The 23,598-nt window shown below is 73.8% G+C and carries 21 protein-coding genes; 13 read left to right on the forward strand and 8 right to left on the reverse strand.

The features are described from left to right. Positions 1-70: 70 nt before the first annotated feature. Complete coding sequence (locus A2CP1_RS20360) at positions 71-469, reverse strand: VOC family protein (RefSeq protein WP_015935088.1); 399 nt, start codon at positions 467-469, stop codon at positions 71-73. Between the two features lie 144 nt (positions 470-613). Here A2CP1_RS20360 and A2CP1_RS20365 point away from each other — a divergent pair, with 144 nt between their 5' ends. Next, positions 614-1,279 (forward strand): helix-turn-helix transcriptional regulator, encoded by a 666-nt coding sequence (locus A2CP1_RS20365; protein ID WP_015935089.1) that lies wholly within the window; start codon positions 614-616, stop codon positions 1,277-1,279. Positions 1,280-1,282: 3 nt separating this feature from the next. Here the strand turns inward: A2CP1_RS20365 and A2CP1_RS20370 are convergent, their stop codons facing one another. After that, complete coding sequence (locus A2CP1_RS20370) at positions 1,283-1,747, reverse strand: phosphate-starvation-inducible PsiE family protein (protein WP_015935090.1); 465 nt, start codon at positions 1,745-1,747, stop codon at positions 1,283-1,285. A 235-nt stretch (positions 1,748-1,982) separates the two neighbouring features. On the opposite strand from A2CP1_RS20370, the gene A2CP1_RS20375 reads away from it, so the two are divergent. Continuing rightward, positions 1,983-2,951, forward strand: coding sequence for a hypothetical protein (locus tag A2CP1_RS20375; protein ID WP_015935091.1), 969 nt, complete (start codon positions 1,983-1,985; stop codon positions 2,949-2,951). Positions 2,952-3,120: 169 nt separating this feature from the next. Then, on the forward strand, positions 3,121-5,424 hold the full coding sequence (locus tag A2CP1_RS20380) for an aldolase/citrate lyase/malate synthase family protein (protein WP_015935092.1): 2,304 nt from the start codon (positions 3,121-3,123) through the stop codon (positions 5,422-5,424). 53 nt (positions 5,425-5,477) lie between these two features. Here the strand turns inward: A2CP1_RS20380 and A2CP1_RS20385 are convergent, their stop codons facing one another. Continuing rightward, on the reverse strand, positions 5,478-6,224 hold the full coding sequence (locus A2CP1_RS20385; protein WP_015935093.1) for an SAM-dependent methyltransferase: 747 nt from the start codon (positions 6,222-6,224) through the stop codon (positions 5,478-5,480). 115 nt (positions 6,225-6,339) lie between these two features. Here A2CP1_RS20385 and A2CP1_RS22850 point away from each other — a divergent pair, with 115 nt between their 5' ends. Both A2CP1_RS22850 and A2CP1_RS20395 read left to right on the forward strand, forming a co-directional pair. Beyond that, positions 6,340-6,906, forward strand: coding sequence for a peroxiredoxin-like family protein (locus tag A2CP1_RS22850; RefSeq protein ID WP_015935094.1), 567 nt, complete (start codon positions 6,340-6,342; stop codon positions 6,904-6,906). After that, the gene (locus A2CP1_RS20395; protein ID WP_015935095.1) at positions 6,903-7,448 is read left to right on the forward strand and encodes a DUF3267 domain-containing protein; all 546 of its coding nucleotides are present in this window, start codon (positions 6,903-6,905) and stop codon (positions 7,446-7,448) included. Before A2CP1_RS22850 ends, A2CP1_RS20395 begins: the two co-directional genes overlap by 4 nt. 58 nt (positions 7,449-7,506) lie before the next feature. Here A2CP1_RS20395 and A2CP1_RS20400 read toward each other — a convergent pair whose 3' ends face one another. After that, a complete protein-coding gene (locus A2CP1_RS20400; protein ID WP_015935096.1) occupies positions 7,507-8,742 on the reverse strand; it encodes an acetate/propionate family kinase in 1,236 nt (411 codons plus the stop codon). Between the two features lie 111 nt (positions 8,743-8,853). Further along, on the reverse strand, positions 8,854-9,246 hold the full coding sequence (locus A2CP1_RS20405; RefSeq protein WP_015935097.1) for a GFA family protein: 393 nt from the start codon (positions 9,244-9,246) through the stop codon (positions 8,854-8,856). Between the two features lie 208 nt (positions 9,247-9,454). Between A2CP1_RS20405 and A2CP1_RS20410 the strand changes: the two genes are divergently transcribed. Further along, the gene (locus A2CP1_RS20410) at positions 9,455-10,069 is read left to right on the forward strand and encodes a dihydrofolate reductase family protein (protein WP_015935098.1); all 615 of its coding nucleotides are present in this window, start codon (positions 9,455-9,457) and stop codon (positions 10,067-10,069) included. Between the two features lie 2 nt (positions 10,070-10,071). Here A2CP1_RS20410 and A2CP1_RS20415 read toward each other — a convergent pair whose 3' ends face one another. Next, entirely contained in the window at positions 10,072-10,731 is a 660-nt protein-coding gene (locus tag A2CP1_RS20415; protein ID WP_015935099.1) for a dihydrofolate reductase family protein, read from the reverse strand. A gap of 289 nt (positions 10,732-11,020) precedes the next feature. Here A2CP1_RS20415 and A2CP1_RS20420 point away from each other — a divergent pair, with 289 nt between their 5' ends. Together A2CP1_RS20420 and A2CP1_RS20425 are read left to right on the forward strand one after the other, a co-directional pair. Beyond that, positions 11,021-12,001 (forward strand): daunorubicin resistance protein DrrA family ABC transporter ATP-binding protein, encoded by a 981-nt coding sequence (locus A2CP1_RS20420; RefSeq protein WP_015935100.1) that lies wholly within the window; start codon positions 11,021-11,023, stop codon positions 11,999-12,001. Next, complete coding sequence (locus tag A2CP1_RS20425) at positions 11,998-12,801, forward strand: ABC transporter permease (RefSeq protein ID WP_012527982.1); 804 nt, start codon at positions 11,998-12,000, stop codon at positions 12,799-12,801. Before A2CP1_RS20420 ends, A2CP1_RS20425 begins: the two co-directional genes overlap by 4 nt. Before the next feature lie 52 nt (positions 12,802-12,853). Here the strand turns inward: A2CP1_RS20425 and ettA are convergent, their stop codons facing one another. Both ettA and A2CP1_RS20435 read right to left on the reverse strand, forming a co-directional pair. Then, entirely contained in the window at positions 12,854-14,518 is a 1,665-nt protein-coding gene (ettA, locus tag A2CP1_RS20430; RefSeq protein ID WP_015935101.1) for an energy-dependent translational throttle protein EttA, read from the reverse strand. Between the two features lie 164 nt (positions 14,519-14,682). Then, the gene (locus A2CP1_RS20435; protein ID WP_015935102.1) at positions 14,683-15,174 is read right to left on the reverse strand and encodes a VOC family protein; all 492 of its coding nucleotides are present in this window, start codon (positions 15,172-15,174) and stop codon (positions 14,683-14,685) included. A 277-nt stretch (positions 15,175-15,451) separates the two neighbouring features. Here A2CP1_RS20435 and A2CP1_RS20440 point away from each other — a divergent pair, with 277 nt between their 5' ends. From A2CP1_RS20440 to A2CP1_RS20460, 5 genes are read left to right on the forward strand one after another with little or no spacing between them, the layout of a single operon-like run. After that, the gene (locus A2CP1_RS20440) at positions 15,452-17,236 is read left to right on the forward strand and encodes a DUF1302 domain-containing protein (RefSeq protein WP_015935103.1); all 1,785 of its coding nucleotides are present in this window, start codon (positions 15,452-15,454) and stop codon (positions 17,234-17,236) included. 18 nt (positions 17,237-17,254) lie between these two features. Further along, positions 17,255-18,601 (forward strand): DUF1329 domain-containing protein, encoded by a 1,347-nt coding sequence (locus A2CP1_RS20445; RefSeq protein ID WP_015935104.1) that lies wholly within the window; start codon positions 17,255-17,257, stop codon positions 18,599-18,601. Next, positions 18,601-19,671, forward strand: coding sequence for a WD40/YVTN/BNR-like repeat-containing protein (locus A2CP1_RS20450; protein WP_015935105.1), 1,071 nt, complete (start codon positions 18,601-18,603; stop codon positions 19,669-19,671). The genes A2CP1_RS20445 and A2CP1_RS20450 overlap by 1 nt, the downstream gene beginning before the upstream one ends. After that, positions 19,668-22,109: an efflux RND transporter permease subunit gene (locus tag A2CP1_RS20455; protein WP_015935106.1), complete on the forward strand. Its 2,442-nt coding sequence runs from the start codon at positions 19,668-19,670 to the stop codon at positions 22,107-22,109. The genes A2CP1_RS20450 and A2CP1_RS20455 overlap by 4 nt, the downstream gene beginning before the upstream one ends. Beyond that, positions 22,106-23,491, forward strand: coding sequence for an MFS transporter (locus A2CP1_RS20460; protein ID WP_015935107.1), 1,386 nt, complete (start codon positions 22,106-22,108; stop codon positions 23,489-23,491). Before A2CP1_RS20455 ends, A2CP1_RS20460 begins: the two co-directional genes overlap by 4 nt. Positions 23,492-23,598 lie beyond the last annotated feature (107 nt).

A 23,598-nucleotide genomic window follows, 5' to 3' on the forward strand; every position in this document is an offset into this window, starting at 1 on the left:
CGGGGGGGCGGGCGCCGTCCACCGCGCGCGACCGCGGCCGGGGCGGTGGACGGGCCGCCGGGGAACGGCCTCACGCGGCCGCGGACGCGGCGGACGTCGCTGCCCTGGGCTCGTGGAGGCCGACGCGGTTCCCCTCGCTGTCGATCAGGATCGCGAAGCGGCCGTGCGGGCCGATGTCGGTGACCGGCACGATCACCTTCCCGCCCGCGGCCTCGACCCGGCGGAGGCAGCGCTCGAGCGAGCCGCGGGTATCGAGGTACACGATGGGGCCGTCCGTCCCGGGCCGTGCGTGCTCGCTCTTCACGATGGCGCCGCCGGTGCCCTTCCCCTCCGAGTACGGGAAGAACGCCATCGGCATCCGGCCGCTGGTGTCCACCTTCAGCTCGGTCCCCAGGACGGCCTCGTAGAAGCTGCGGGCGCGGTCGAAGTCGATCGCGGGCAGCTCGAACCAGTTGATCGCGGTGCTCATGTGTCTCTCCCTCGGAGGTGCGGCGGTGCATCCGCCGGACGCGAGGGGAAGATGCTTGCGGGCGATGTCAGCGTTATGTCAGGTTTCGAGCACGCTCCCCGCCCGGAGCCCTGCCAGCCGGGGACGCAGCCAGAGGCAGCCGAGATGGACCGCCAGGCCCGCCTGTTCGCCATCGCCGAGTACCTGCGCGGCCGCCGCACCGGCGTGACCGCCGCGCAGATCGCCGAACGTTTCGGGGTGACGCTCCGCACCGTCTACCGGGACCTCGACGCGCTCCGCTCGGCCGATCTGCCGCTCCGCGCCGAGCAAGGGCGCGGCGGCGGCTACGCGCTCGACCGGCACTACGCGCTGCCGCCCATCAACCTGAGCGCGCGCGAGGCGGCGGTGCTCGTCGCGCTCGGCGCCTACGCGGCGCGCATGCGCCTGCTGCCGTTCGCCGAGACGCTGGAGGCGGCGCTCGACAAGGTGCGCGGGGCGCTGTCCGCCTCGGCGCAGCGCGAGCTCCTGAAGGTGCTCGACGGACTGCAGTTCGTGGGCGTGCCGGCCCTGCCCTCGCCGGCGGCCGTGCGGCGCGCCGTGGAGGAGGCGTGGTTCGGCGGGACGGCGCTGCGGGTTCGCTACCGCCGCGCCGACGAGAGCACCAGCGAGCGCACCGTGAAGGTGGCCGGTGTGATCATGGAGCGCCACGCCACGCTGGTGCACTGCGTGGACGTGGACACCGGCGAGGCGCGCCACTACCGGCTCGACCGCATCGACGTGGCGACCCCGGTGACCTCCGCGCCCGCGAGTCCGGGCGGCGGGCGCCGGTGAGGCTCAGCGCGGCGCCTCGGCGGAGTCGCGCCGGCGCAGGATCACCACCGAGCCGACCAGCACCAGGATGAGCACGGTGAGCAGGCCCAGCTCGCTCATGACGTGCCGGAACTTCTCGTCGCTGGTGGGCGACTGCGCGCCGAATTCCGCGGTGATGACGAGGATGCGCCGGATCGCGGCGATGAGCGCGACGAGCAGGAACGGCTCCGGAACGAGCAGGTGGTCGCGGAACGACACCTTCACCGTGTAGAGGAGCTCGACGATCATCATCGCGAGCAGGATCCGGTCGAGGAGCTGCACGATGATCTGCAGGTCGAGGTCGCGGCCCAGCGCGCCGAGCAGGTCCACGCCTCCGTGGAAGAGCAGCGCCGCGCAGGCCAGCGTCAGCAGGATGCCCAGCGCGACGTAGATGAAGTCCTGGACCCAGGTGATCCCGACCGAGACCCATTCCCGCGCCTGCTTGTTCAAGTTCCCTCCTTCGCGCCACGGGTCATCCTGCGCGGCCGCCCCGATCGCCTTCCGGGCGTCCGGGCGTGCGCCGGACTATATTAATGAACGCGCAGCCCGGCGCCCCTCGCGCCGAGGACCCGCGCCGCCGCCGGCTGGCGGCGGCCCACCGCGCCACCTTCTGCACCGGGACCCGCGCGCCTCGCGCGGAGGCGGCCTCGTGCGATCGCGTGTGCGCCGACGAAGGAGCGTATCGATGGACCTCGAGAAGGGGATGCTGGTGCAGCACGCGTCGCTGGGGATCGGGAAGGTCGTGGCGGTGGAGCGCGACGCCGTGCACGTCTACTTCGCGGGCGGCGACGGCCGCGTGGCTGCGAAGCTGAAGCTGCCGACCGCGCTCCCGTTCCTCTCGCCCGCCGCGGGCGCGAACGCGTGGCTCGCCGCGCTCCCCGCGTTCCGGCTCGATCCGGACACCGGGCGCTACGAGGTCGCGGACGGCCGCATCACGCACGCGGAGGCGCTGGAGCGCTACCGCGCGGCCTCGTCCGATGCGACCGACGCCGAGGCCGGCGCGGAGCCCGCGAAGGTGAAGCGCGACCGCGCCTGGAAGTGGCGCCGCGCCCACGAGGCCTGGGAGCAGGAGCTCGGCGGCGGCGAGGGCGAGCGGCTGCTCGCCGCGGGGGACGTGGGCGCGCTCGTCGCCCGCGCCGTGAAGGTCGAGCACCACGTGCGCCCGCTGCTGCCGGCGGCGGAGCGCCCGGCCTTCGCGGCCGCGCTCTCGGATCCCGCCTCCGCGGGCGAGCTGTTCGCGGCGCTGTTCGCCCTGCTCGCGGCGCCGAAGCCGGAGCAGGCCGCGTTCGAGCGCCTCGCCGCCGCGGTGGGGGCCCTGCCCGCCCCGGCCACGCTCGAGTCGCGCTGGCAGGTGCTCACGCTGCTTCCGTTCGTGGCCCGCCCGGACGTCCACATGCTCCTCGAGCCGCGCACCACCTGCGCCGCGGCGCTCCGGCTGGGGATCGAGCTCGCGTACACCCCCGAGCCGAGCTGGGCCACCTACGCCGCGCTGCTCGGCGCCTCGGGTCGGCTGCTGGCGCAGCTCGCGCCGCTCGGCGCGCGCGACCACGTGGACGTCGAGACGTTCTTCCACGCGAACGTCAAGGCGCCGCCGCGCGCCCCGCGCGCGCCCCAGCCCCGGCGCACGCCGCGCCTCCCCACCGCGGTGGCCTGAGGCGCCGCCCCTTCGCGTGGCGCCCTGCTGCGGCGCACGCCGGCTGCCTGAGTCTCCCGGTCGCAGCCCTCTCAGGTGCATGCCCCGCGGCGCGCGCGGGAGCACCTAAGCTGGACGCCCGCCGCGCGGCGCCTGCCGCCGGCGCGCGTGCCAGCCACCGGAGGGCCTCATGATCCGCGCGGACATCCTCGACCAGTTCCCCGACCTGTTCGGCCGCAAGCGCGTCAACGGCCGCGAGCTCGACGTGGACGCGACCATCGAGACGCTCACCCGCGAGCTCGAGCCGGACATCGAGGCCGCGCTGACCGCGCGCGGCGCGCTGCTCCGCTCGCCCGAGCCGGTGGCCACGAAGTACGCGTGGCCGCACTGGAACGAGGCGTTCGAGGATCCCGTGGGCGGGAGCGCCTGGACGTTCCGCCAGATCGTCCAGGGCATGATCGACAACTTCCTCGGCAAGGAGAGCCCGCTGCGCTGGCGGCTCAACGACGAGGTGCCGATCCCCGAGCACGTCCACCCGTCGCGCAACCCGGGCCTGGAGCTGACCGGGCCCTGGCACCCGCTCGACATGGCGTTCAACGCGCTCAACAGCCCGGCGCCGATGAACATGCCGGACTTCGAGGACGCCTCGCCGCCGCACTTCCGCCCCGACGGCGCGCCCGCGCGCGAGCCGGTGGGCGTGTTCGCGGCGCTCAAGAACGCGAAGGATATCTTCGAGGGGCGCTGGTCCGACCGCGCCTACGAGGTCGAGAAGAAGGGGAAGGTCCGCAGCTACCGGATCACGACGCCGCAGGCGAAGTGGCCCACGCGCCTGGCGCGCCCGCCCAGCCTGCACGTGCGCTATGACCACGTCACCGTGGACGGCCGGCCCGCGCCGGGCCTGGTGGTGGTGGCGACGCTCTGGACGCTGAACGGCTACGACCCGCTCACCCGCGTCGGCAGCGGCGCGTACTTCTACATCCCGAAGCTGCAGACGCCGCGCGAGGCGCTCATCGTGGAGCGGCTGCTGTCGCGCCTGGAGGGGATGATCGGCGTGCCCGCCGGCACGCTCAAGGCGAAGATGCTCTACGAGGAGGGGAACGCCGGCCGCCAGCTTCCCGCCATCGTCTGGACGCTGCGGCGGCGGCTGCTCGGCACGAACGTCGGCCGCTGGGACTACCTCGGCAGCCTCATCGAGATGTGGAAGGACGATCCGCAGGGCGTCTTCCCCGACCCGCAGACCGTGGGCATGGCGACGCCCGGGATGCTCGCCTACCAGCGCTACAACGCGCTCCTCATGCTCATGGCCGGCATGAAGGACGGCGAGCTGACCCACGCCGCGCCCATCGGCGGCATGGCCGCGGTGATGATCTACCAGGGCGGCGATCCCTACGGCCGCGCGCGCTACAACCCGCTCGCGCTCCGCGCCATGGTGATCGACAAGCTGCGCGAGCGGTTGCTGGGCCTGTTCTTCGTGCCCGACGCGCCGCTCCGGCCCGGCGAGCTCCCCACGCTCGACGCGATCCTCTCCGGCAAGGTCCGCGGCACGCTCCACGACGCCTACCGGCAGAGCTGGGTGGCGAGCCCGGAGCCCGAGTACGTGGGTGCCGGCAACGGCCCGCTCCGCGCGCGGGTGGGCGCGCTGCAGGAGCTGCTCGACGCGCCGGTGGAGCTGGTGGACGCGGGCGGGAAGCCGGTGCCCACGGTGGCGAGCGGGCTCTCAGACGCCGAGCGGGCCGTGTTCCACGCGCGCGGCCTGGTGGACGCGAACGGGCGCATCACGCCGTTCGTGCTGGCGCGCGAGCACGTGGACGCGCCGGAGAAGCTCCTCGACCGGGCGCGCTGGGAGGCGATCTACCGGGTGCCCGAGGGCGACGTCACCATCGAGCACGTCCAGCACGCGTTCTACATGGCGGCGAACTACGGGTTCCAGATCCTGAACGGCAACTTCGCCGCCGCCATCGACGACTACGAGCTGAAGCTCCGCTTCATGAACGACCTCGCCACCTACCGCATCAACGTGTCCTGGCTGTGGGCGCTCCTGCGTCACCAGGCGCCCGTCACGAAGGACGGCCACCTGCTCCGCGCCACGCTCACCGGGGACGGCGTGGTGCTCGGCAAGCCCGCCGAGCCGGTGAAGGCCGGGACGCACCTCGATCGCGCGCTGTTCGAGAAGGTGTACACGTTCCACGGTGAGTGGACGGACGCGTTCTTCGCCGAGCAGGACCGCCGCGGCGAGCCCGCGCGCTTCGACCGCTCCAAGGCGCCCGTCATCATGGAGCTGCTGCACCGGCAGCTCCTCTCCCCGCGCTACATTCAGCACAGCGCCCGCGCGCTGTTCGTGATCGGCGCCGCCCGCCCCGAGGACCGCGCCGGCCTGCTCGACGCCATGTTCGACCTCGAGCGCGCCGACGTCGCCGCGCGGGTGGAGAAGGGCGCGCTTCCGAAGGGCGCGCTGGAGGCGCACGACTACGTGAACGACGTGTTCGGGGGGTAGGGCGAGGACGCCGGGTTCGATTCCCGGCGCCTCCACTCGCACGCCCCGCCGCCTCACCGCGCCATCAGCGCAAACACGCCCCAGCCCAGGTATTCGCGGGTGAACGTCGCGTAGCGCTCGGGCGCGACGGTCAGTTCGGCCCGGACCTCCTTCGCGAAGTCATCGCCGGCGTTCGCCTCGAGCCATCGGCGCATCGTGAGCCACTTCGCTACCTCGTACCGGTCCCAACTGCCCGGGTCGGCCAGCACCATCTCGACCACGTCGTAGCGGAGGTTGCCGAAGGACGCGAGGAGGTCCCGGAGCAGGAGGAAGTCCGAGGTGGAGGCGGCGTGGCATCCCCTGGCGACCTCCTCGGTCGGCGGCATTTTCAGCCAGTACGGCTCGCCGACGAGGATGGTCCCTCCCGTGCGGAGGCTCCTGGCCAGGAGCTCGATGGTGCCGGCGACGCCGCCGCCGATCCAGGTGGCGCCGAGACACGCTGCCACACCGACCTTCTCGCCGGCGACGTGGCCGGCCGCGTCGCCGTGGATGAACTCGACCCGATCGGCGACTCCCAGTTCGGCGGCGCGGCGCCTCGCCTGCTCGGTGAACAGCTGGCTCATGTCGATGCCGGTGCCGCGGATCCCGTGATCGCGCGCCCACGTGCACAGCATCTCGCCCGAGCCGCTGCCGAGATCGAGCACCCGCGTCCCCGGCTCCAGCCGGAGCGCCGCGCCGAGCGCGGCGAGCTTCTCCGGCGTGAACGGGTTGTGGATGCGATGCGCGCTCTCGCTGACGTTGAAGATCCGTGGGATGTCCACTGCAGTGCTCCTTTCGCGCGCTGGATGCGCTAGCCTCGCGTGAGGGTGTACCGGGGCTCGGCCGAGCGGTACCCCGCATCATGATGCCGCAGCCTGCACCATCCAGGGACCCGGGATGAGGCTACGTGTCAGCGATCGCGCGCCGGACGTCGCGCTGGAAGGCGTCGATGGGGGCCGGCTCGAGTGCAGCAGGCCTGGCGCACCGGCGGTGGTGCTGTTCACGCGCTACGCGGGCTGCCCGGTCTGCCAGCTCGAGGTCGCGCGGATCGCGAGCGCGATGCCCGAGTTCCGTGCCCGTTCGTGCGGGGTCTGGATGGTGTTCCAATCGACCGCGGAGCACCTCCGGGCGGCCATGGCAGAGTGGAAGCCGGGCTTCGCGGCCGTAGCGGACCCGACGGCGCACCTGTACGAGGCGTTCGGGGTCGAGGCGAGCGTGGCGGGATATCTCGCTCCCGGCTCGCTGCTCGCGCTGGTGCGCGCGACGATGGCCGGCAAACGCCACGGCCGGTTCGAGGGCCGGGAGACGCAACTGCCGGCGGGGTTCGTGCTCGACCCGACCGGACGGATCGCCCTCGCACACTACGGCCGCAGCGTCGGGGACGACGCTCCGGTCTCCGCACTGCTCGGCGCCCTGGACTCGTTGAACAACGGCGCAGACCAGCGCGTTCGCCCGGTGCCGTGAAGGCGATCCTCCAAGGCGCGGCACGGCCGCAGCGACGCCGCGTCTCGTCTCGCGCCGTCATCGCGACCTCGATCGCGCTCGGGCTGGCCGGCTGGGCGGTCGCCGCGGCGGTGCGCGCCGGTTCGGGCGCGCCGTCGCAGCGAGGAGGCCTTCCGTTCACCGCGGCGGTCGTCGCCGGACTCGTGGCGCACGAGCTGCTCCATGCGCTCGCGTTCCTCGCCGCCGGAGCCAGGGTTTCCGAGCTCCGCTTCGGGGTGCGGCTCCGGCGCGGCGTCGCCCATGTCGCGTGCGCACGCGCGGTGAGCGCGCGGGGCTTCCGGTTCGTCGCGATCGTGCCGGGGGTGGCGCTCGGCCTGGCGCCACTCGTCGCCGGCGTGGCGACTCGCTCTTACCTGGTCACGCTCTTCGGCGCGATGCTCCTCGCGGCCGCCGGAGGGGATCTCATGCTCGTGTGGGCGGTCCGGGACGTCGGCCCGAACGCGTCTATCGGTGACGACCCGGCGGACCCGAACGTCATCCTCGTCGCGAACGAGCGTCGCTGACGCGCGCGGCGGTCGCGGGATGGACGCTCGCGCTCACCGCGCTCCGCGCGCCGCCCAGTCACCGCACCGCGCGCAGCCGCCCGCCGCCGCCCCAGCGCGCGGCGAGCGACGACTCGCGCGCCACGATCTCGGCGGTGTCCCGGGCGATCATGAACTCCTCGTTCGTCGGGATGACGGCGGCCATGGGGCTGGTGCTGCGCGTGATCCGGCCGCCCTGCCCGCGCCCGTGGGCCTCGTTCGCCTTCGGATCGAGCGCGAAGCCCGCGAACGAGAGCAGCCCGATGATCTGCGCGCGCACCTTGGCCTGGTTCTCGCCGATGCCGCCGGTGAACACGAGGGCGTCCACGCGGCCGAGCGACACGAACATGCCCGCCGCGGCCTTCGAGACGGAGTAGCAGAACTTGTCGATCGCGAGCCGGGCGCGCTCGTTCCCCGAGTCCGCCGCCCGCTCCAGCGTCAGCATGTCCTTCGAGACGCCGGAGATGCCGAGCAGGCCCGAGCCCTCGTTCAGCTTCTCCATCACCTCGTCCATGCTGCAGCTCAGCTGCTTCTTCATGTGCGCGATGATCGACGGGTCGATGTTACCGCTGCGCGTGTCCATGACCACGCCCTCGAGCGGCGTGAGGCCCATGGTCGTGTCCAGGCTCTGCCCGTTGCGCACCGCCGCGAGCGAGCACCCCTTGCCGAGGTGCGCGGTCACGATGGCGTGATCGTCCGGGTCCAGGCCGAGCTGCTTCACGGCCAGCTCCGAGACGTAGCGGTGGCTGGTGCCGTGGAAGCCGTAGCGCCGGACCTCGTGCTCGAGGAACCACGCGTAGGGGACCGCGTAGAGGTACGACCGCGGCGGCATGGTCTGGTGGAAGGCGGTGTCGAAGACCGCCACCTGGGGCAGCTCGGGGAGGAACTCGTGCGCCACCTCGATGCCGCGCACGTTCCAGGGGTTGTGGAGCGGGCCGAGCGGGATGCACTCCTTGATCTTGGTGATCACCTCCGGGGTGATCAGGATCGAGGTGGAGAACTTCGCGCCGCCGTGCACGACGCGGTGTCCGATGCCCAGCAGCCCGCCCAGGAGGCCGAGCTCGCGGAGGAGCTCGTGCACGGTGCGCAGCGCGGCGTCGATCGACTCGCCCGCGACGGTCCGCCGCTCCGAGCGGCCCTCGTGCTGGAGCTCGAGGGCCGACTGCCCGCTCCCGAGGGGCTCGATCTTCCCGGCGACGTGGACGTGGCCGTCGGTGGCATGGACGACGGCGAACTTGGTACAGGCGCTGCCGCAGTTGAGGACGAGGACGTTCATCGGGTGGGGACCGTGGGCGGAAGGTCGAGCCCTTATACAGCATCCCTTCCGGGTCGGGATCGCACGAGCCCCCCCTCGATCGGCTCCGCATCCTCCCGACGCACGCGTGCCCTACTCCTCGGAGCGACCGCCCGACTCCCGGTTGCGCTCGTAGCGCCGCGTCTGCGGGAACGGCGGCAGCCAGGCCTCGCGACGGATGGTCCAGAGCTCGTAGGTCGGCGTCAGCTGGTCCGGCGCGTCGAGGCAGCCCAGGTTCACGCCCATCTCGTCGTCGAAGAGCCCGAACACGGGCGAGCCGCAGCGCGGACAGAAGGACCTCCCGGCGAACGTGCGCGACTCGCCGGTGATGGTCACCGCCTCCGCCGGGAAGATCGCCGACGCGTGGAACAGCGCGCCGTGGTTCTTGCGGCAGTCGAGGCAGTGGCAGATGCCGACGCGGTACGGGCGGCCGGTCGCCACGAATCGAAGGTCACCACACAGACAGCCGCCGGTGAATCGTTCCATCTGCGCCTCCTCTGGAATCCGCGCTCGCTCGTTGCTTCTAGCCGGCCGACTCTGGCGAGGCGAGGTGACGGCCGCACGCCGTTCTACCGGCCGCTACCTCGCGCGTGGCCCGTGCCGTCGCGTCTCGGTTGGGGCCGGATCGATGGTCCGTGCCCGCCCGCCGGGTCGAGTGCATGGGGGTTGGTCTCCCCTCGAGGAGGACGCGCGTATGCCCAAGATCGTCGTGAACGCATTCCTCACCCTGGACGGCGTCATGCAGGCTCCGGGCGCTCCGGACGAGGACCGTGAAGGTGGCTTCGTGCACGGAGGCTGGATGGCCCCCTACTCCGACGACGTCCTGGACCGGATCGTCGGCGACGGGTTCGCGGACGCCGACGGCTTCCTGCTCGGGCGCAAGACCTACGACATCTTCGCGAGCTACTGGCCGAAGTTCACCGACCCCGGCAACCCCGTCGCGAGCTCGCTCAACGCGCTGCCGAAGTACGTCGTGTCGCGCGGCCTCGACCGCGTGGGCTGGAACAACTCCCACCTGATCAAGGGCGACGTGGTCGCCGAGCTCCGCACGCTGCGGCGGCAGCCCGGCCGCACCGTGCAGACCTGGGGCAGCGCGGAGCTGCTCCAGACGCTGCTCCAGCACGATCTCGTCGACGAGTACCGGTTGTTCGTCTTCCCGGTGCTGCTCGGCTCCGGCAAGCGCCTCTTCGCCGGCGGCACGGCGCCGGCGGCGCTGAGGCGCGTCGAGACCGTCAGCGGCCCGAAGGGCGGGACGTACCTGCGCCTCGAGCGCGCCGGGAAGCCGGAGTACGGGCGGATGGACGCGTAGGTCTACCTCGTCAGCACCACGTGCATCGCGCGCTCGGTCGCGACGTGCTCGGTGCAGCGGTAGCCGAGGGCGGCCGTGTCGAGGCCGGCGAGGAGGTGCTCGCCGCGGCCGAGGAGGACGGGCGAGATGGCGAGGTGGACCTCGTCCACGAGCCCGGCGGCGAGGTACTCGCGGACAGTCGCGACGCCGCCGCCGAGGCGGACGTCCTTCCCACCCGCCGCCTCCTTCGCGCGGTCGAGCGCGGCGTGGATGCCTTCGGTCACGAAGTGGAAGGTGGTCCCGCCCTGCATCTCGAGCGGCGGGCGGGCGTGGTGCGTGAGCACGAAGACGGGCACGTGATAGACGGGGTTCTCTCCCCACCACCCCTTCCAGCCGTCGTCGGGCCACGGGCCGCGCGACGGCGCGAACATGTTGCGACCGAGGATCCAGGCGCCGACGTTCTCGAAGCTGCGCACGGCCAGGTCGTCGTCCACGCCGCGCCGGCCCTCGTCGGCCCCCGGCCCCGCGCCGTCGCCGTGCATCCTCCGGAACGTCCGCGTGTCGAGCACCCAGCGGTGCAGCGCCATGCCTCCGACGCCGAGCGGGTTCTCGAGGCTCTGGTCCGGGCCGGCGCCGTAGCCGTCGATCGAGATCGAGAACGCATTCACACGAAGCTTCGACATGGTTCGATTCCTCTCGCGCAGGCCGCGCCCGCGGCAGCAGGGACCCCCGTCATCGGATCGAGCGACGCACGAGGCGAGCCGGAGGATACGTGGTGACGTGGGCCACCCCACGCGTAGGACGGACGCCGCCGGCCGGCACCGTCCCGATGGGGTGAAGACGGATCGACGGCTCGAACGTCACGTCGCCGCCTCGCGTGCCTCTGGATGGCTTCCGGAGGCCTGCCGCACCGCGCGCCGGGCGTTATCCTACGGACCTTCTTGCACGGGCACCGATGAGGCGGCGGAGCGGATGACGAACGCGATCGAGACGGCGGGCCTGGTGAAGCACTTCGGCGCGACGCACGCGCTGAACGGCGTGGACCTCGCCATCCGGCGGGGCTCGGTGTACGGGCTGCTGGGCCCGAACGGCGCCGGCAAGACCACGACCATCCGCATCCTCGCCACCCTGCTGCGCCCGACCGCCGGCCGCGCCATGGTGCTCGGCCACGACGTGGCCCACGAGCCGGCCGCGGTGCGCAGCAAGGTGAGCCTGACCGGCCAGTTCGCCTCGGTGGACGAGGACCTCTCCGGCCAGGAGAACCTGGTGCTGGTGGGGCGGCTGCTGGGCCTCGCCTGGCGCGACGCGCGGCGGCGCGCGACGGAGCTGCTCGACGCGTTCGGCCTCGGCGACATGGCGGGCCGGCAGGTGCAGACCTACTCGGGCGGCGAGCGGCGGCGCATCGACATCGCGGCGAGCCTGGTGACCGTCCCGGAGATCCTGTTCCTCGACGAGCCCACCACCGGGCTCGATCCGCGCAGCCGCACGCAGGTCTGGGACCTGGTGCGCCGCATCGCGGCCGGGGGCACGACCGTGCTCCTCACCACCCAGTACCTCGACGAGGCGGACCGGCTGGCGGAGCGCATGGCGGTGATCGATCACGGCCGCGTCATCGCGGAGGGGACGAGCCGCGAGCTGAAGGCGTCGGTCGGGTCGAACGCGCTCCGGCTGCGGCTCGCCGACGCGGGCCAGCGCCTGGCGGCGCAGCAGGTGATCACGCGCGTGCTGGGCGATGGGGTGATGCCCGGGTCGGAGCCGGCGGAGGTGGCGGCGCGGCTCGAGAAGGCGGCGCAGGCGGGCGCGGTCCTCACGGCGCTCAGCGAGGGCGGGATCGAGATCGCGGAGGTGACGGTGGGCAACCCGAGCCTGGACGAGGTGTTCCTGGCGCTCACCGGCCGGCCGGCGGAGCGGGACGAGTCCGAGGGCGGCGGCGAGAAGGAGGCGAGCCGATGAACGCGGTCCACGAGGCGCTCGCGATCCGCGCGCGGCCGCGGCCGGCCTCGGCGGCGTCGGCGGTGCTGACGCTGGCGTGGCGGGCGATGCTGAAGATCAAGCACGTCCCCTTCCAGCTGTTCGACGTGACCGTCACGCCGATCATGTTCACCTTGCTGTTCACGTTCATCTTCGGCGGCGCGCTGGCCGGCTCGCCGCGCCAGTACGTGCAGTACCTCGTGCCCGGCGTGCTGGTGCAGACGGTGCTGTTCATCACCGTCTACACCGGCGTGGGGCTGAACTCGGACATCCGCAAGGGCCTGTACGACCGCTTCCGGTCGCTGCCCATGTGGCAGCCGGCGCCGCTGCTCGGGGCGCTCGCGGGCGACGTGTTCCGCTACTCGGTGGCCGGGGCGGTGATCCTGGTGGTCGGGTTCATCCTCGGCTTCCGGCCGCAGGGCGGGGCGCCGGGCGTCCTCGCCGCGATGGCGCTGGTGCTGGTGTTCAGCTTCGCGCTCTCGTGGCTGTGGATCGTGGTGGGCATGCTGGTGCGCACGCCCGAGTCGGTCATGACCACGAGCTTCGTGTTCCTGATGCCGCTCACGTTCGCGAGCGACATCTTCGTCGGCCTGGGGACGATGCCCGGCTGGCTCCAGGGCGTCGTCCGGCACAACCCGGTGACGCACCTCGCGAACGCGTCGCGCGACCTCATGCACGGCCGGCCGGCCGGCGCGGACGTGTCCTGGACGCTGCTCGCGTCGCTCGTGATCGTGGCCGCGGTGGCGCCGCTCGCGATGCGGCTCTACCGGAAGGAGCGGTAGCGCCCCCGCTCGGCCTCGACGGGCTCGGGGGGCGCGGGGGCCGGGGGCGCGCCTACCGCGCGATGGGCTTGTAGCGGAGGCGCTTCGGCTTCGCGCCCTCCTCGCCCAGGCGGCGCCGCTTGTCGGCCTCGTACTCCTGGTAGTTCCCGGTGAAGAACGTCCACTGCGAGTCGCCCTCGGCCGCCAGGATGTGCGTGGCGATGCGGTCGAGGAACCAGCGGTCGTGGGAGATGACGAACACGCAGCCGGCGTACTCGAGCAGCGCGTCCTCCAGCGCCCGGAGCGTCTCGACGTCGAGGTCGTTCGACGGCTCGTCGAGCAGCAGCACGTTCGCGCCGGTCATGAGCGTCTTGGCGAGGTGGAGCCGGCCGCGCTCGCCGCCGGACAGCGTGCCCACCACCTTCTGCTGGTCGGCGCCCTTGAAGTTGAAGCGCCCGATGTAGGCGCGGCTGGGCATCTCGAACTTGCCCACCTGCACCTGGTCGTGGCCGCCGGAGATCTCCTCGAACACGGTCAAGTCCGAGGACAGGTTCTCGCGGCTCTGGTCCACGAACGCGAGCTTCACCGACGGGCCGATCTCCACCGCGCCGGAGTCCGGCTGCTCGGCGCCGGTGATCATCTTGAACAGCGTGGACTTGCCCGCGCCGTTCGGGCCGATGATGCCGACGATGGCGCCGGGCGGCACGATGAACGACAGCTTGTCCATGAGCAGCCGGTCGCCGAAGCCCTTCGAGACGTCCTTGAACTCGATCACCTTCTGCCCGAGCCGCTCGGCCACCGGGATGAAGATCTCCTGCGTCTCGTTGCGCTTCTGGTACTCGACGGTGGACATCTCCTCGAACCGCGACAGGCGGGCCTTGCTCTTCGCCTGCCGCGCCTTCGGGTTCTGGCGCACCCACTCCAGCTCCTGCTTCATCGCCTTGATGCGGGCGCTCTCCTGCTTCGCCTCGACCTCGAGCCGCTGCTCCTTCTGATCGAGCCAGCTCGAGTAGTTGCCCTTCCACGGGATCCCGCGGCCGCGGTCCAGCTCCAGGATCCACTCGGCGGCGTTGTCGAGGAAGTAGCGGTCGTGCGTCACCGCCACCACCGTCCCCGGGAACCGGGTGAGGAACTGCTCCAGCCACTCCACCGACTCGGCGTCGAGGTGGTTGGTGGGCTCGTCGAGCAGCAGCATGTCGGGCTTCGAGAGCAGCAGCTTGCAGAGCGCCACCCGGCGCTTCTCGCCGCCGGACAGGTGCTTGATGACCGCGTCCCAGGGCGGCAGCCGCAGCGCGTCGGCGGCGATCTCGAGCGCGTTGCCGGTGTCCGCGCCCGCGTTCGCGATGATCGCCTCGAGGCGCGCCTGCTCCTCGGCGAGCTTCTCCATGTCGGCGTCCGGCTCGGCGTAGGCGGCGTAGATCGCCTCCAGCCGCTTCTGCGCGTCTGCCACCTCGCCCTGCGCCGACTCGACCTCCTCGCGGACGGTGCGCTCGCCGTCCAGCTGCGGCTCCTGCGGGAGGTAGCCGATGCGGATGCCGGCCTGGCGGGTGACCTCGCCCTCGTACTCCTCGTCCACGCCGGCCATGATCCGGAGCACGGTGGACTTGCCGGCGCCGTTCAGGCCAAGCAGGCCGATCTTGGCGCCGTGGAAGAACGAGAGCGAGATGTCCTTGATGATCTGCCGCTTGGGCGGGACGATCTTGCTCACGCGGAGCATCGACATGACGTACGGGGGCATTTCGCGCGTTCTCTCGGGAAGGGGGAAGGCGCGGGAATCTACCCGAAAACCGGCCTGCGCGCCGCGCCATGCGCGCCGCGCGCTCGAGGCCCGAGACGGCGAGAGGGCCGGCGGGGCGGCGCTCGCCCCTGCCGGCCCTCCGCGCCCTCGGCCTCGCGCCCGGGTCAGGTCCGCTGGTGCTGCTGCTCCCACTGCCGCGCGAACTCGGCGCCGGCCCGCCGGACCTCCTCGTCGCTCAGGTCCTTCACGTGCGTGGCGAACGACCAGGAGTAGCCGAACGGATCGGCGACGCCGGCGCAGCGGTCGCCCCAGAACATGTCGGCCGGCTCCATCCTCGAGGTGGCGCCGGCCTGCGTGGCCTTCCGGTAGGCCGCGTCCGCGTCCTCGGTCCAGAGCCAGAACGTGGTGGGCGCGGGGTGCTCCGGGCTCGGCGCCGCCGTGCTCATGCCGGGCATCTCGTCGTTCAGGTAGAAGGTCGAGTCGCCGATCTTGAGCTCGGCGTGCCAGATCAGCTTCCCGTCCGGCGACGGCATTCGCATCAGCTCCTGCGCACCGAGCGCCTTCTTGTAGAACTCGATGGCCTTCGCGCAGTCGCGCAGCACCAGGTTCGGCGTGAGCGTGTGCGCTCCCTGCGGGATGGGCTTCGTCGTGGCCATGACCGTCCTCCTCGAGTGCACTGCGGGTTCCGCCGCCGTGTAAGGCGCGACCGGGGTCGCGATCGAGCCCGAGATGGGCCCGGCGCCGTGACGTGGGTCGGATGGGCCGTAAGCGCCGGTTCGGCCACCGGACCCGCCGCGCGCCCGGTGGGTCGCCTCCCTCGGACCTGCGCGCCAGCGTGCCGCGCGTCCGATTGGCGCACCGGATTGCACGCGTCGTTTACACCGGATCGTCTCCCCCGAGCGGAGATACCGTGCTCGCCGAGGGGAGATCACCATGGCTCGTCGGGCCGTCGCCCTGGGCGCCGTCCGCTCGCCGTGCTGGAGCCTCGTCGCCGCCGCGCTCGCGCTGCTCGGACCGTCCGGCCCGGCGACCGCCACCGAGCTCGACCTCGGGGTCGCGGACCTCGAGCTCCGCCTGGACACCACGCTCCGCTACAACCTCGGCCTCCGCACCGACGCCGTGAGCCGCCGGCTCGGCGACAACCCCGCCTTCACCGCGGGCGAGAACAGCGTCTCGCAGGGCGACCTCACCACGAGCCGGCTCGACGTGCTCGCCGAGCTCGACGCCTCCTGGCGGCACCGGTTCGGCGTCCGCGTCACCGCGGCCGGCTGGTACGACCAGGCCTACGTCCACGAGCGCGCCACCCGCAGCCCGCGGCTCGTCGCGCAGGGCATCCCCGGCTCGTACCTGAACGACGACTTCAGCCAGGTGGTCCGCCGCCGCTACCACGGCCCGTGGGGCGAGCTGCTCGACGCGTTCGCGTTCGCGCAGCTCCGGGCCGGCGGCGTCCCGGTGTCGCTGAAGGCGGGCCGCCACACCGTCTACTGGGGCGAGTCGCTCATGCAGGCGGGGCTCACCCACTCGGTGGCCTACGCGCAGATGCCACTCGATCTCCAGAAGGCGTTCGCGAACCCGGGGGCCGAGCCGAAGGAGCTGTTCCGCCCGCTCGCCAGCGTCTCCGCGCAGGCGCAGCTCGCGCCCACCCTCTCGCTCGCCGCCCAGGTGTTCCTCGAGTGGCAGCCGTTCCTGTACCCGGAGGGCGGCACGTTCCTCGGCGCCTCCGACGCCACCTACGACGGGCCGGACGGCCTGTACCGGAACGGCGCGTACCTGGTGAACGGCGGCGTGAACTGGCCGCGCCAGGCGGGCGACGCCGGCGTGGCGCTGCGCTGGGCGCCGGCCTGGCTCGACGGCACGCTCGGGCTCTACTACCGGCGCTTCACCGACAAGTTCGCGGCGGTGCTGCTCACCCGGAACCCGGGCGCGCAGGGGCCGCTCAGCCCCGAATACCCGTCGCCGTTCCGCTACCAGCAGTACTACGGCGCCGACGTGGACCTCCTCGGCGTGAGCCTGGCGAAGCAGGTGCTCGGGGTGAGCGTGGGCGCCGAGGCGTCGTGGCGCCACGGCATGCCGCTCGTCGCGCAGTCGCCCGGCTTCGCGGTCGCGCCGGCGCCGCCGCTCCAGGCCGCGCTGTTCCCGCACGGCCTCCCGCGCAAGATCGGCAGCTCCTACCAGGCGCGCGGCGACACGCTGCACGGCCTCGTCAACCTGCTGGGCGTCGTCCCCGGGGGCGAGGCCTTCTCCAGCGCGGCCTGGGCGCTCGAGCTCACCTTCAGCCGCCGGCTCCGGGTGACCGACAACGAGGATCTGTTCTACGGCGAGGGCTACGGCGTGTGCCGGCCGGATCCGGCGCTGGTGCAGGCGGGGCTCGCCCGCACCCGCCACGACGGCTGCGCCACCCGCGGGCACGTCGGCCTCGGCGCGAGCCTCACGCCCACCTGGTTCCGGGTGGCCTCGGGCGCGGACCTGTACGTGCCGGTGACGGTCTCGTGGACCGTCCGCGGCAACTCGCCGGTCGGCCAGGGCGGCAACCAGGCCTCGGGGAGCTGGACCGCCGGCGCCGGCCTCGACCTGCGGAGCCGCTACCGCGTCGAGCTGCGCTACGCGGACTGGTTCGGGAAGACGAGCGGGGGCGCCACGATCGACACGGCGAACGGGCTGCCCGCGCTCCTGAAGAGCCGCGGGAACGTGACGCTCACCGCGAAGACGACGTTCTAGACGCTCGAGGAGGATGCCATGACGGTGCGTGAACGGGCGTGCGCGGCGCTGCTGGCGGCGGTGCTCCCTGCGGCCGTCCCGGCGCTCTCGCCGGAGGAGGCGCGGCAGCTCGGCTCGACGCTCACCGCGCTGGGCGCGGAGCGGGTGGGCAACGCGGACGGGACCATCCCGGCGTACACCGGCGGCCTCACCACCCCGCCGCCCGGCTTCGTCGCGGGCAGCGGCAGCCGCCCGGATCCTTTCGCCGCGGAGCGCCCGCTCCTCTCCATCGACGCCGCCAGCGCGGCCCGCCACGCCGACCGGCTCTCGGAGGGCGCGAAGGCGCTCCTGGCGCGCTACCCCGGCTTCCGGATGGACGTGTACCCGACCCACCGCACCGCCGCGTTCCCGGCGTTCGTGACCGAGCAGACCGTGCGCGCCGCCACCTCCGCCCGCACCACCCACGGCGGCGTCTCGCTCGCCGGCGTGCACGCGGCCTACCCGTTCCCCATCCCGAAGACCGGCAACGAGGCGATGTGGAACCACCTGGTGCGGTTCAACGGGCGCTGCCTCCACAAGCGGATCTCCGCCTACCGCATGGAGGCGTCGGGCCGGCTCACGCACGCCAGCACCGCCCGCGTGATCGAGGACTACCCGTACTGGACCGAGCGGACCGCGTCACCGAACGTGTACTTCCGGTTCCGGATCCAGTACGAGGCCCCTGCGCGCCGCGCCGGCGAGGGCTTCATCCTGGTGGACCCGATCGACTACCTGGAGCGCGGCCGCCGCTCCTGGCAGTACCTGCCCGGCCAGCGGCGCGTGCGCCTCGCGCCCGACCTCGCCTACGACACCCCGAACGCCGCCACCTCCGGCGCGCAGACCTTCGACGACGCGCTGCTGTTCAACGGCGCCATGGACCGCTTCGACTTCACGCTGGTGGGGAAGAAGGAGATCTACGTCCCGTACAACGTCTACCGCGCCGCCTACCAGGCGCGGCCGGAGGAGCTGTTCCGGAAGCACTTCGTGAACCCGGACCTGTTCCGCTGGGAGCTGCACCGGGTGTGGGTGGTGGACGCGCGGCTGAAGCCGGGCAAGCGCCACGTGTACGCGCGGCGGGTGTTCTACCTCGACGAGGACAGCTGGGCGATCCTGACCAGCGACCAGTACGACGCCCGCGGGCAGCTCTGGCGCGTGGGGATCGCGTTCATGGCGCCGAGCTACGACGTGCCGGCCATGTGGGCCGACGCGTTCCTGCACTACGACCTCGCCACCGGCGGCTACGGCATCAACAGCTGGCCCGGCAAGGACGGCTGGATCCGCACCGGCGCCTGCCCGGGCGACGCCGAGTGGTCGCCGGACGCGCTCGCGGGATCGGGCCTGCGCTGATGCGCCGCCGGGCCCACGTCGCGGCGCTGGGCCTGCTCCTCGCGGCGTCCCCCGCCGCCGCGGCGGGGTTCGTGGATCCGCTCGACCAGCCCGCCGGCCCGAGCGCGCTCGCGGCGCGGCGGCCGCTGCTGTCGGTGGCCCGCGCGGGCGAGCGCCTGGTGGCGGTCGGCGAGCGCGGGCTGGCGGTCCTCTCCGACGACGGCGGCGCGCGCTGGACGCAGGCGGCGGTGCCGGTGAGCGAGGACCTCACCGCGGTGCGCTTCGCGTCGCCGCGGCTCGGCTGGGCGGTGGGCCACGGCGGCGTGGTGCTCGCGAGCGAGGACGGCGGCGCGCGCTGGGAGCGACGCCTCGACGGGCGCGGGCTGGCGCGGCTCCTCGACGCGTGGGCGCGGGACGGCGCCGGCCGGATCGCGCCGGCCGCGCTGGCGCAGGCGCGCGACCTCGCGGCGCGCGGCCCGGACCAGCCGCTCCTCGACGTGTGGCTGGACGCCGCCGGCCGCGAGGGCTTCGCGGTGGGCGCGTTCGGCCTCGCGCTCGCCACCCGCGACGGCGGGCGGACCTGGACGCCCTGGCTCGACCGGCTCGAGAACCCGCGCGCGCTGCACCTGCACGCGCTCCTCGAAGCCCGCGGGGCGCTGTACCTCGCCGGCGAGCAGGGCCTGCTCCTGCGGCTCGACCGCGCCGCCGGGCGCTTCCGGGCGGTGGCCATCCCGTACGCGGGCACCCTGTTCGGCCTCGCCGCCGACGGGCGCGCGCTGCTCGCGTTCGGGCTGCGCGGGACGGTGCTGCGCAGCGTGGACGGCGGGCCCTGGCGCAAGGTCGCGTCCGGCGTGGAGGCGGCGCTCACCGGCGGCGCGGCGCTGCCCGACGGGCGGCTGGCGCTCGCGGCCGCCTCCGGCGAGCTGCTCGTGTCGGCGGACGGCGGCGCCACCTTCGAGCGCGTCTCGGCGCCGGGCGCGGTGCTCGCGCCCGCCTTCGCGATCGCGCCGGCGGGTCCGGGCGCGCTGGCGGTGGCCGGCGCCGAGGGCGTGCGGGTGGTGGCGCTGCCGCGCCCGCGCGAGGCGCCGTGAGGCGGGCGAGCGCGCGCGCGCCGGGGCACGAGCGCCCCGACGCAGCCGGTCCTGCGACGGGGAACGCGTCCTCGCGCGGCGCGCCCGGGCCGTTCGATCCCGCCGAGGGGAGCTGGCTGGAGCGGCTGGTGTTCGGGCACCGCGCCGCGGTGGTGATCCTGACCGCGCTCGTGACGCTCGCGCTCGGGGCCGCGGCCGCCACCCGCCACGTGGTGAGCGCCGACCTGGACCGGATCACGCCCGGCTCCCACCCGTTCGTGCAGGCCGCCCGCGCCCGCGCCGACCGGCTGCGCGGCCTCGGCAACACCCTCCTCGTGGTGGTCGAGAACCCGCGCGGCGACGTCTGGGATCGCGCCTACCTGGAGGCGCTCCGCGACGCGAGCGACACGCTGTTCCTCATGCCCGGCGTGGATCGCCCCTGGGTGAAGTCGCTCTGGACGCCGTCGGTCCGCTGGACCGAGGTGACCGAGGAGGGCTTCCGGGGTGGCCCGGTGATGCCGGACGCGGCCGACGGCTCGCCGGAGGCCATCGCGGCGCTGCGCCGGAACGTGCGGCGGGCCGGGCTGACGGGGACGCTGGTCGCGCTCGACGAGCGATCCAGCGCGGTGCAGGTGCCGCTGCTGGATCGCGATCCGGTCACCGGCGCCGGCCTCGACTACCGTGCGCTCTCGGCGGAGCTGGAGGCGCTGCGGCGGCGCCTCGAGGGGCCGGCCGGCGACGGGCCGGTGCGCGTGCGCATCGTCGGCTTCGCGAAGCGGGTGGGCGCGATCCTCGACGGCACCGTGGCGGTGGGCGCCTGGTTCGGCGTGGCCGCCGCCATCGCGGCCGCCATCCTGTGGCTCTCCTCGCGCTGCCTCCGGAGCACGGCGCTGGTGCTCGCCTGCTCGGGCGTGGCGCTGGTGTGGCAGCTCGGCATCGTCTCGCTGCTGGGCGTGCCGCTCGATCCGTTCTCGGTGCTGGTGCCGTTCCTGATCTTCGCCATGGGGGTGTCCCACGGCACGCAGAAGATGAACGGCGTGCTGCAGGACGTGGGGCGCGGCGCCGACCGGCGGCTCGCGGCTCGCCGCACCTTCCGCCGGCTCTTCCCGGCCGGGCTCACCGCGCTCCTCACCGACGCGGTCGGGTTCTCGGTGCTCGCGCTGGTGGACGTCCCGGCCATCCGGCAGCTCTCCCTCGCCGCCACGGTGGGCGTGGGCGTGCTCATCGTCACGAACCTGGTGCTGCTGCCGGTGCTGCTCTCGTACACCGGGGTGAGCGGCGCGGCGGCGCTGCGGAGCCTCCGCGGCGAGGCCGGCGGCGCGGGGCCCTGGGGCGCCTGGCGGCTGGTGGACCGCTTCACCGAGCCGCGCTGGGCGGCGGGGATCCTGGCCGTGGCCGCGGTGCTCGTCGGGATCGGGCTCGCCGCCGGGCGCGGGGTGCCGGTCGGCTCGACCCAGCCCGGCGCGCCGGAGCTGCGCGCCGACGCCCGCTACAACCAGGACGACGCCTACCTCGCGGCCCACTACGGCGCGTCGAGCGACGTGTTCGCGGTGATGGTGGAGACGCCGCCCGAGGGCTGCACCTCCTGGGAGACGCTCGTCGAGGCCGACCGGCTGGGCTGGGCGCTGCGGCAGGTCCCGGGCGTGCAGGCCACCGCCTCGCTCGCCGACGCGGTCCGGCAGATCACGGCGGGCTCGTTCGAGGGCTGCCCGAAGTGGCTGACGCTCTCGCGCGACCCGCGGATCCTGGGGGGCGCGGCCGAGGCGGCTGGGACGCGCAACCCCGACCTGTTCGACCCGGAGTGCACGGTCATGCCGGTGCTCGCGTACCTCTCCGACCACCGCGCCGACACGCTCGACCGCGTGGTGGCCGCCGCCGAGGCGTTCGCGCGCGACCACGCCTCGCCGGGCCGCGCCTTCCTGCTCGCAGCGGGGAGCGCGGGCGTGGAGGCCGCCACCAACCTCGCCGTCCGCGAGGCGCAGCCGCGCATGACCGCCTGCGTGTTCGCGGCGGTGGTGGCGCTCTGCCTGCTGGTCTTCCGGAGCTGGCGGGCGGTGGTGGTGACGGTGGTGCCGCTCGCCACCACCGCGGTGCTGTGCCGGGCGGTGATGGCGTGGCTGGGCATCGGCATGACCCTCGCCACGCTGCCGGTCATCGCGCTCGGCGTGGGCATCCCGGACTTCGCGCTCTACCTGCTCTCGGTCCAGCTCGCGCACCAGCGCGCGGGCGCGCCGCTCGGCGAGGCGCACCGGCGCGCGCTCCGCTTCACCGGGCGGCCGGTGGTGCTGGTGGCCGTGACGCTCGCGGCGGGCGTCGTCACCTGGGCGTTCTCGCCGCTCCGCCTCCAGGCCGACATGGGCATCCTGCTCACCTTCATGTTCCTCGGGAACATGGTCGCCGCGGTGGCGCTCGTGCCGGCGCTCTCCCGGCTCCTCCTCCGGGAGGTCCCCGCCCGATGACCGCCCTGCCGGACAGCGCCACGGGTTCCCGGAGCGTGAACGTCACCGACCTCGTGGACGCGGGGCGGCTCGGGCGCTTCCACCTGGGCGCGTTCGCGGTGCTGGGCGGCTGCCTGGTGATGGACGGGTTCGACCTGCAGGCCATGGGCTACGCCGCGCCGGCGCTGGCGCGCGACTGGGGGCTGCCCATCGCCCGCCTCGGCCCGGTGTTCGGCGCCGGCCTGCTGGGCCTGTTCCTCGGCTCGATCCTGGCCGGCATGGCGGCCGACCGGATCGGCCGCCGCCCGGTGCTGATCGGCTCGACCGCGGCGTTCGGGGTCTTCACGCTCGCCACCGCGGCCGCCGGCTCCATGCCCTCGCTGCTCGCGGCCCGGTTCCTGGCCGGCCTCGGCCTCGGCGCCATCATGCCGAACGCCACCGCGCTGGTGGGCGAGTACGCGCCGCGCCGGAACCGCGTCGCGACCATGATGATCGTGACGAACGGCTTCATGGTGGGCGCGGTCGCGGCCGGCGCGCTGTCCGCCTGGCTCGTCCCCGCGTACGGCTGGCGCGCGCCGTTCTGGATCGGCGGCGCCATCCCGCTCGTCCTGCTCCCGCCCATGGCGCGCTGGCTGCCCGAGTCGCTGCAGCTCCTGGCGGTCTCCGGGCGCCGGCCGGCGGAGCTGGCGCGCTGGCTGCGGCACGCCGCGCCGGGCGCACCGGTGGGCCCGGGCGTCCGCTACACCGTGCGCGAGGCTCCGCGCCGCGGGTTCGTGCTCGTGGAGCTGCTCCGCGGCGGGCGCGCCGCCGCGACGGTCCTGCTCTGGCTCGCGAACTTCGCGAACATGATCGTCATCTACGCGGTGGCGAGCTGGCTGCCCACGCTCGTGCGCGAGGCGGGCTTCTCCACCGCGACCGCGGTCTGGGCCGGCACCGCGGTGCAGCTCGGCGGGCTCGTCGGCACGGTGGTGCTGGGCCTCGTGCTCCAGCGGCTCGGCTTCGTGCCGGTGCTGGCGAGCTGCTTCGCGACGGCCGCGGCGTGCCTGCTCGTGCTGGGCCGCCCCGGCCTCCCGCTCCCGGCGCTCCTCACCGTCGCGTTCGTGGTGGGCTGGGCGGTGCAGGGCGGCCAGCCCGGCCTCAACGCGCTCGCCGCCACGTTCTACCCGACCGACCTCCGCTCCACCGGCATCGGCGCCGGGCTCGGCGTGGGCCGGCTGGGCGGCTTCCTCGGCCCGCTGGTGGCGGGCGCGATCCTGGCGCGCGGCGGCGGCGCGCAGGGCGTGTTCCAGGCCGCCGCGGTGCCGGCGGTCGCCTCCGCGCTCGTCATGCTCGCGCTGCGCCGGGCGGCCCCGGGCGTGGGCGCGCGCGCGCCGGAAGGCCACGCGCCGGCCGCCGGACGATGAAGGCGCTTCCCGGCGCCTCCGCTCCCGGCTCGGTGGATTCACGGTGAGTGGATCCCGGCCCAGCGCAGCGCCTTCGCCGCGGCCGGCGATGTCCGCCGCGGGTGCTA

It is taken from the genome of Anaeromyxobacter dehalogenans 2CP-1, assembly GCF_000022145.1.
Classification (GTDB): Bacteria; Myxococcota; Myxococcia; order Myxococcales; family Anaeromyxobacteraceae; genus Anaeromyxobacter; species Anaeromyxobacter dehalogenans.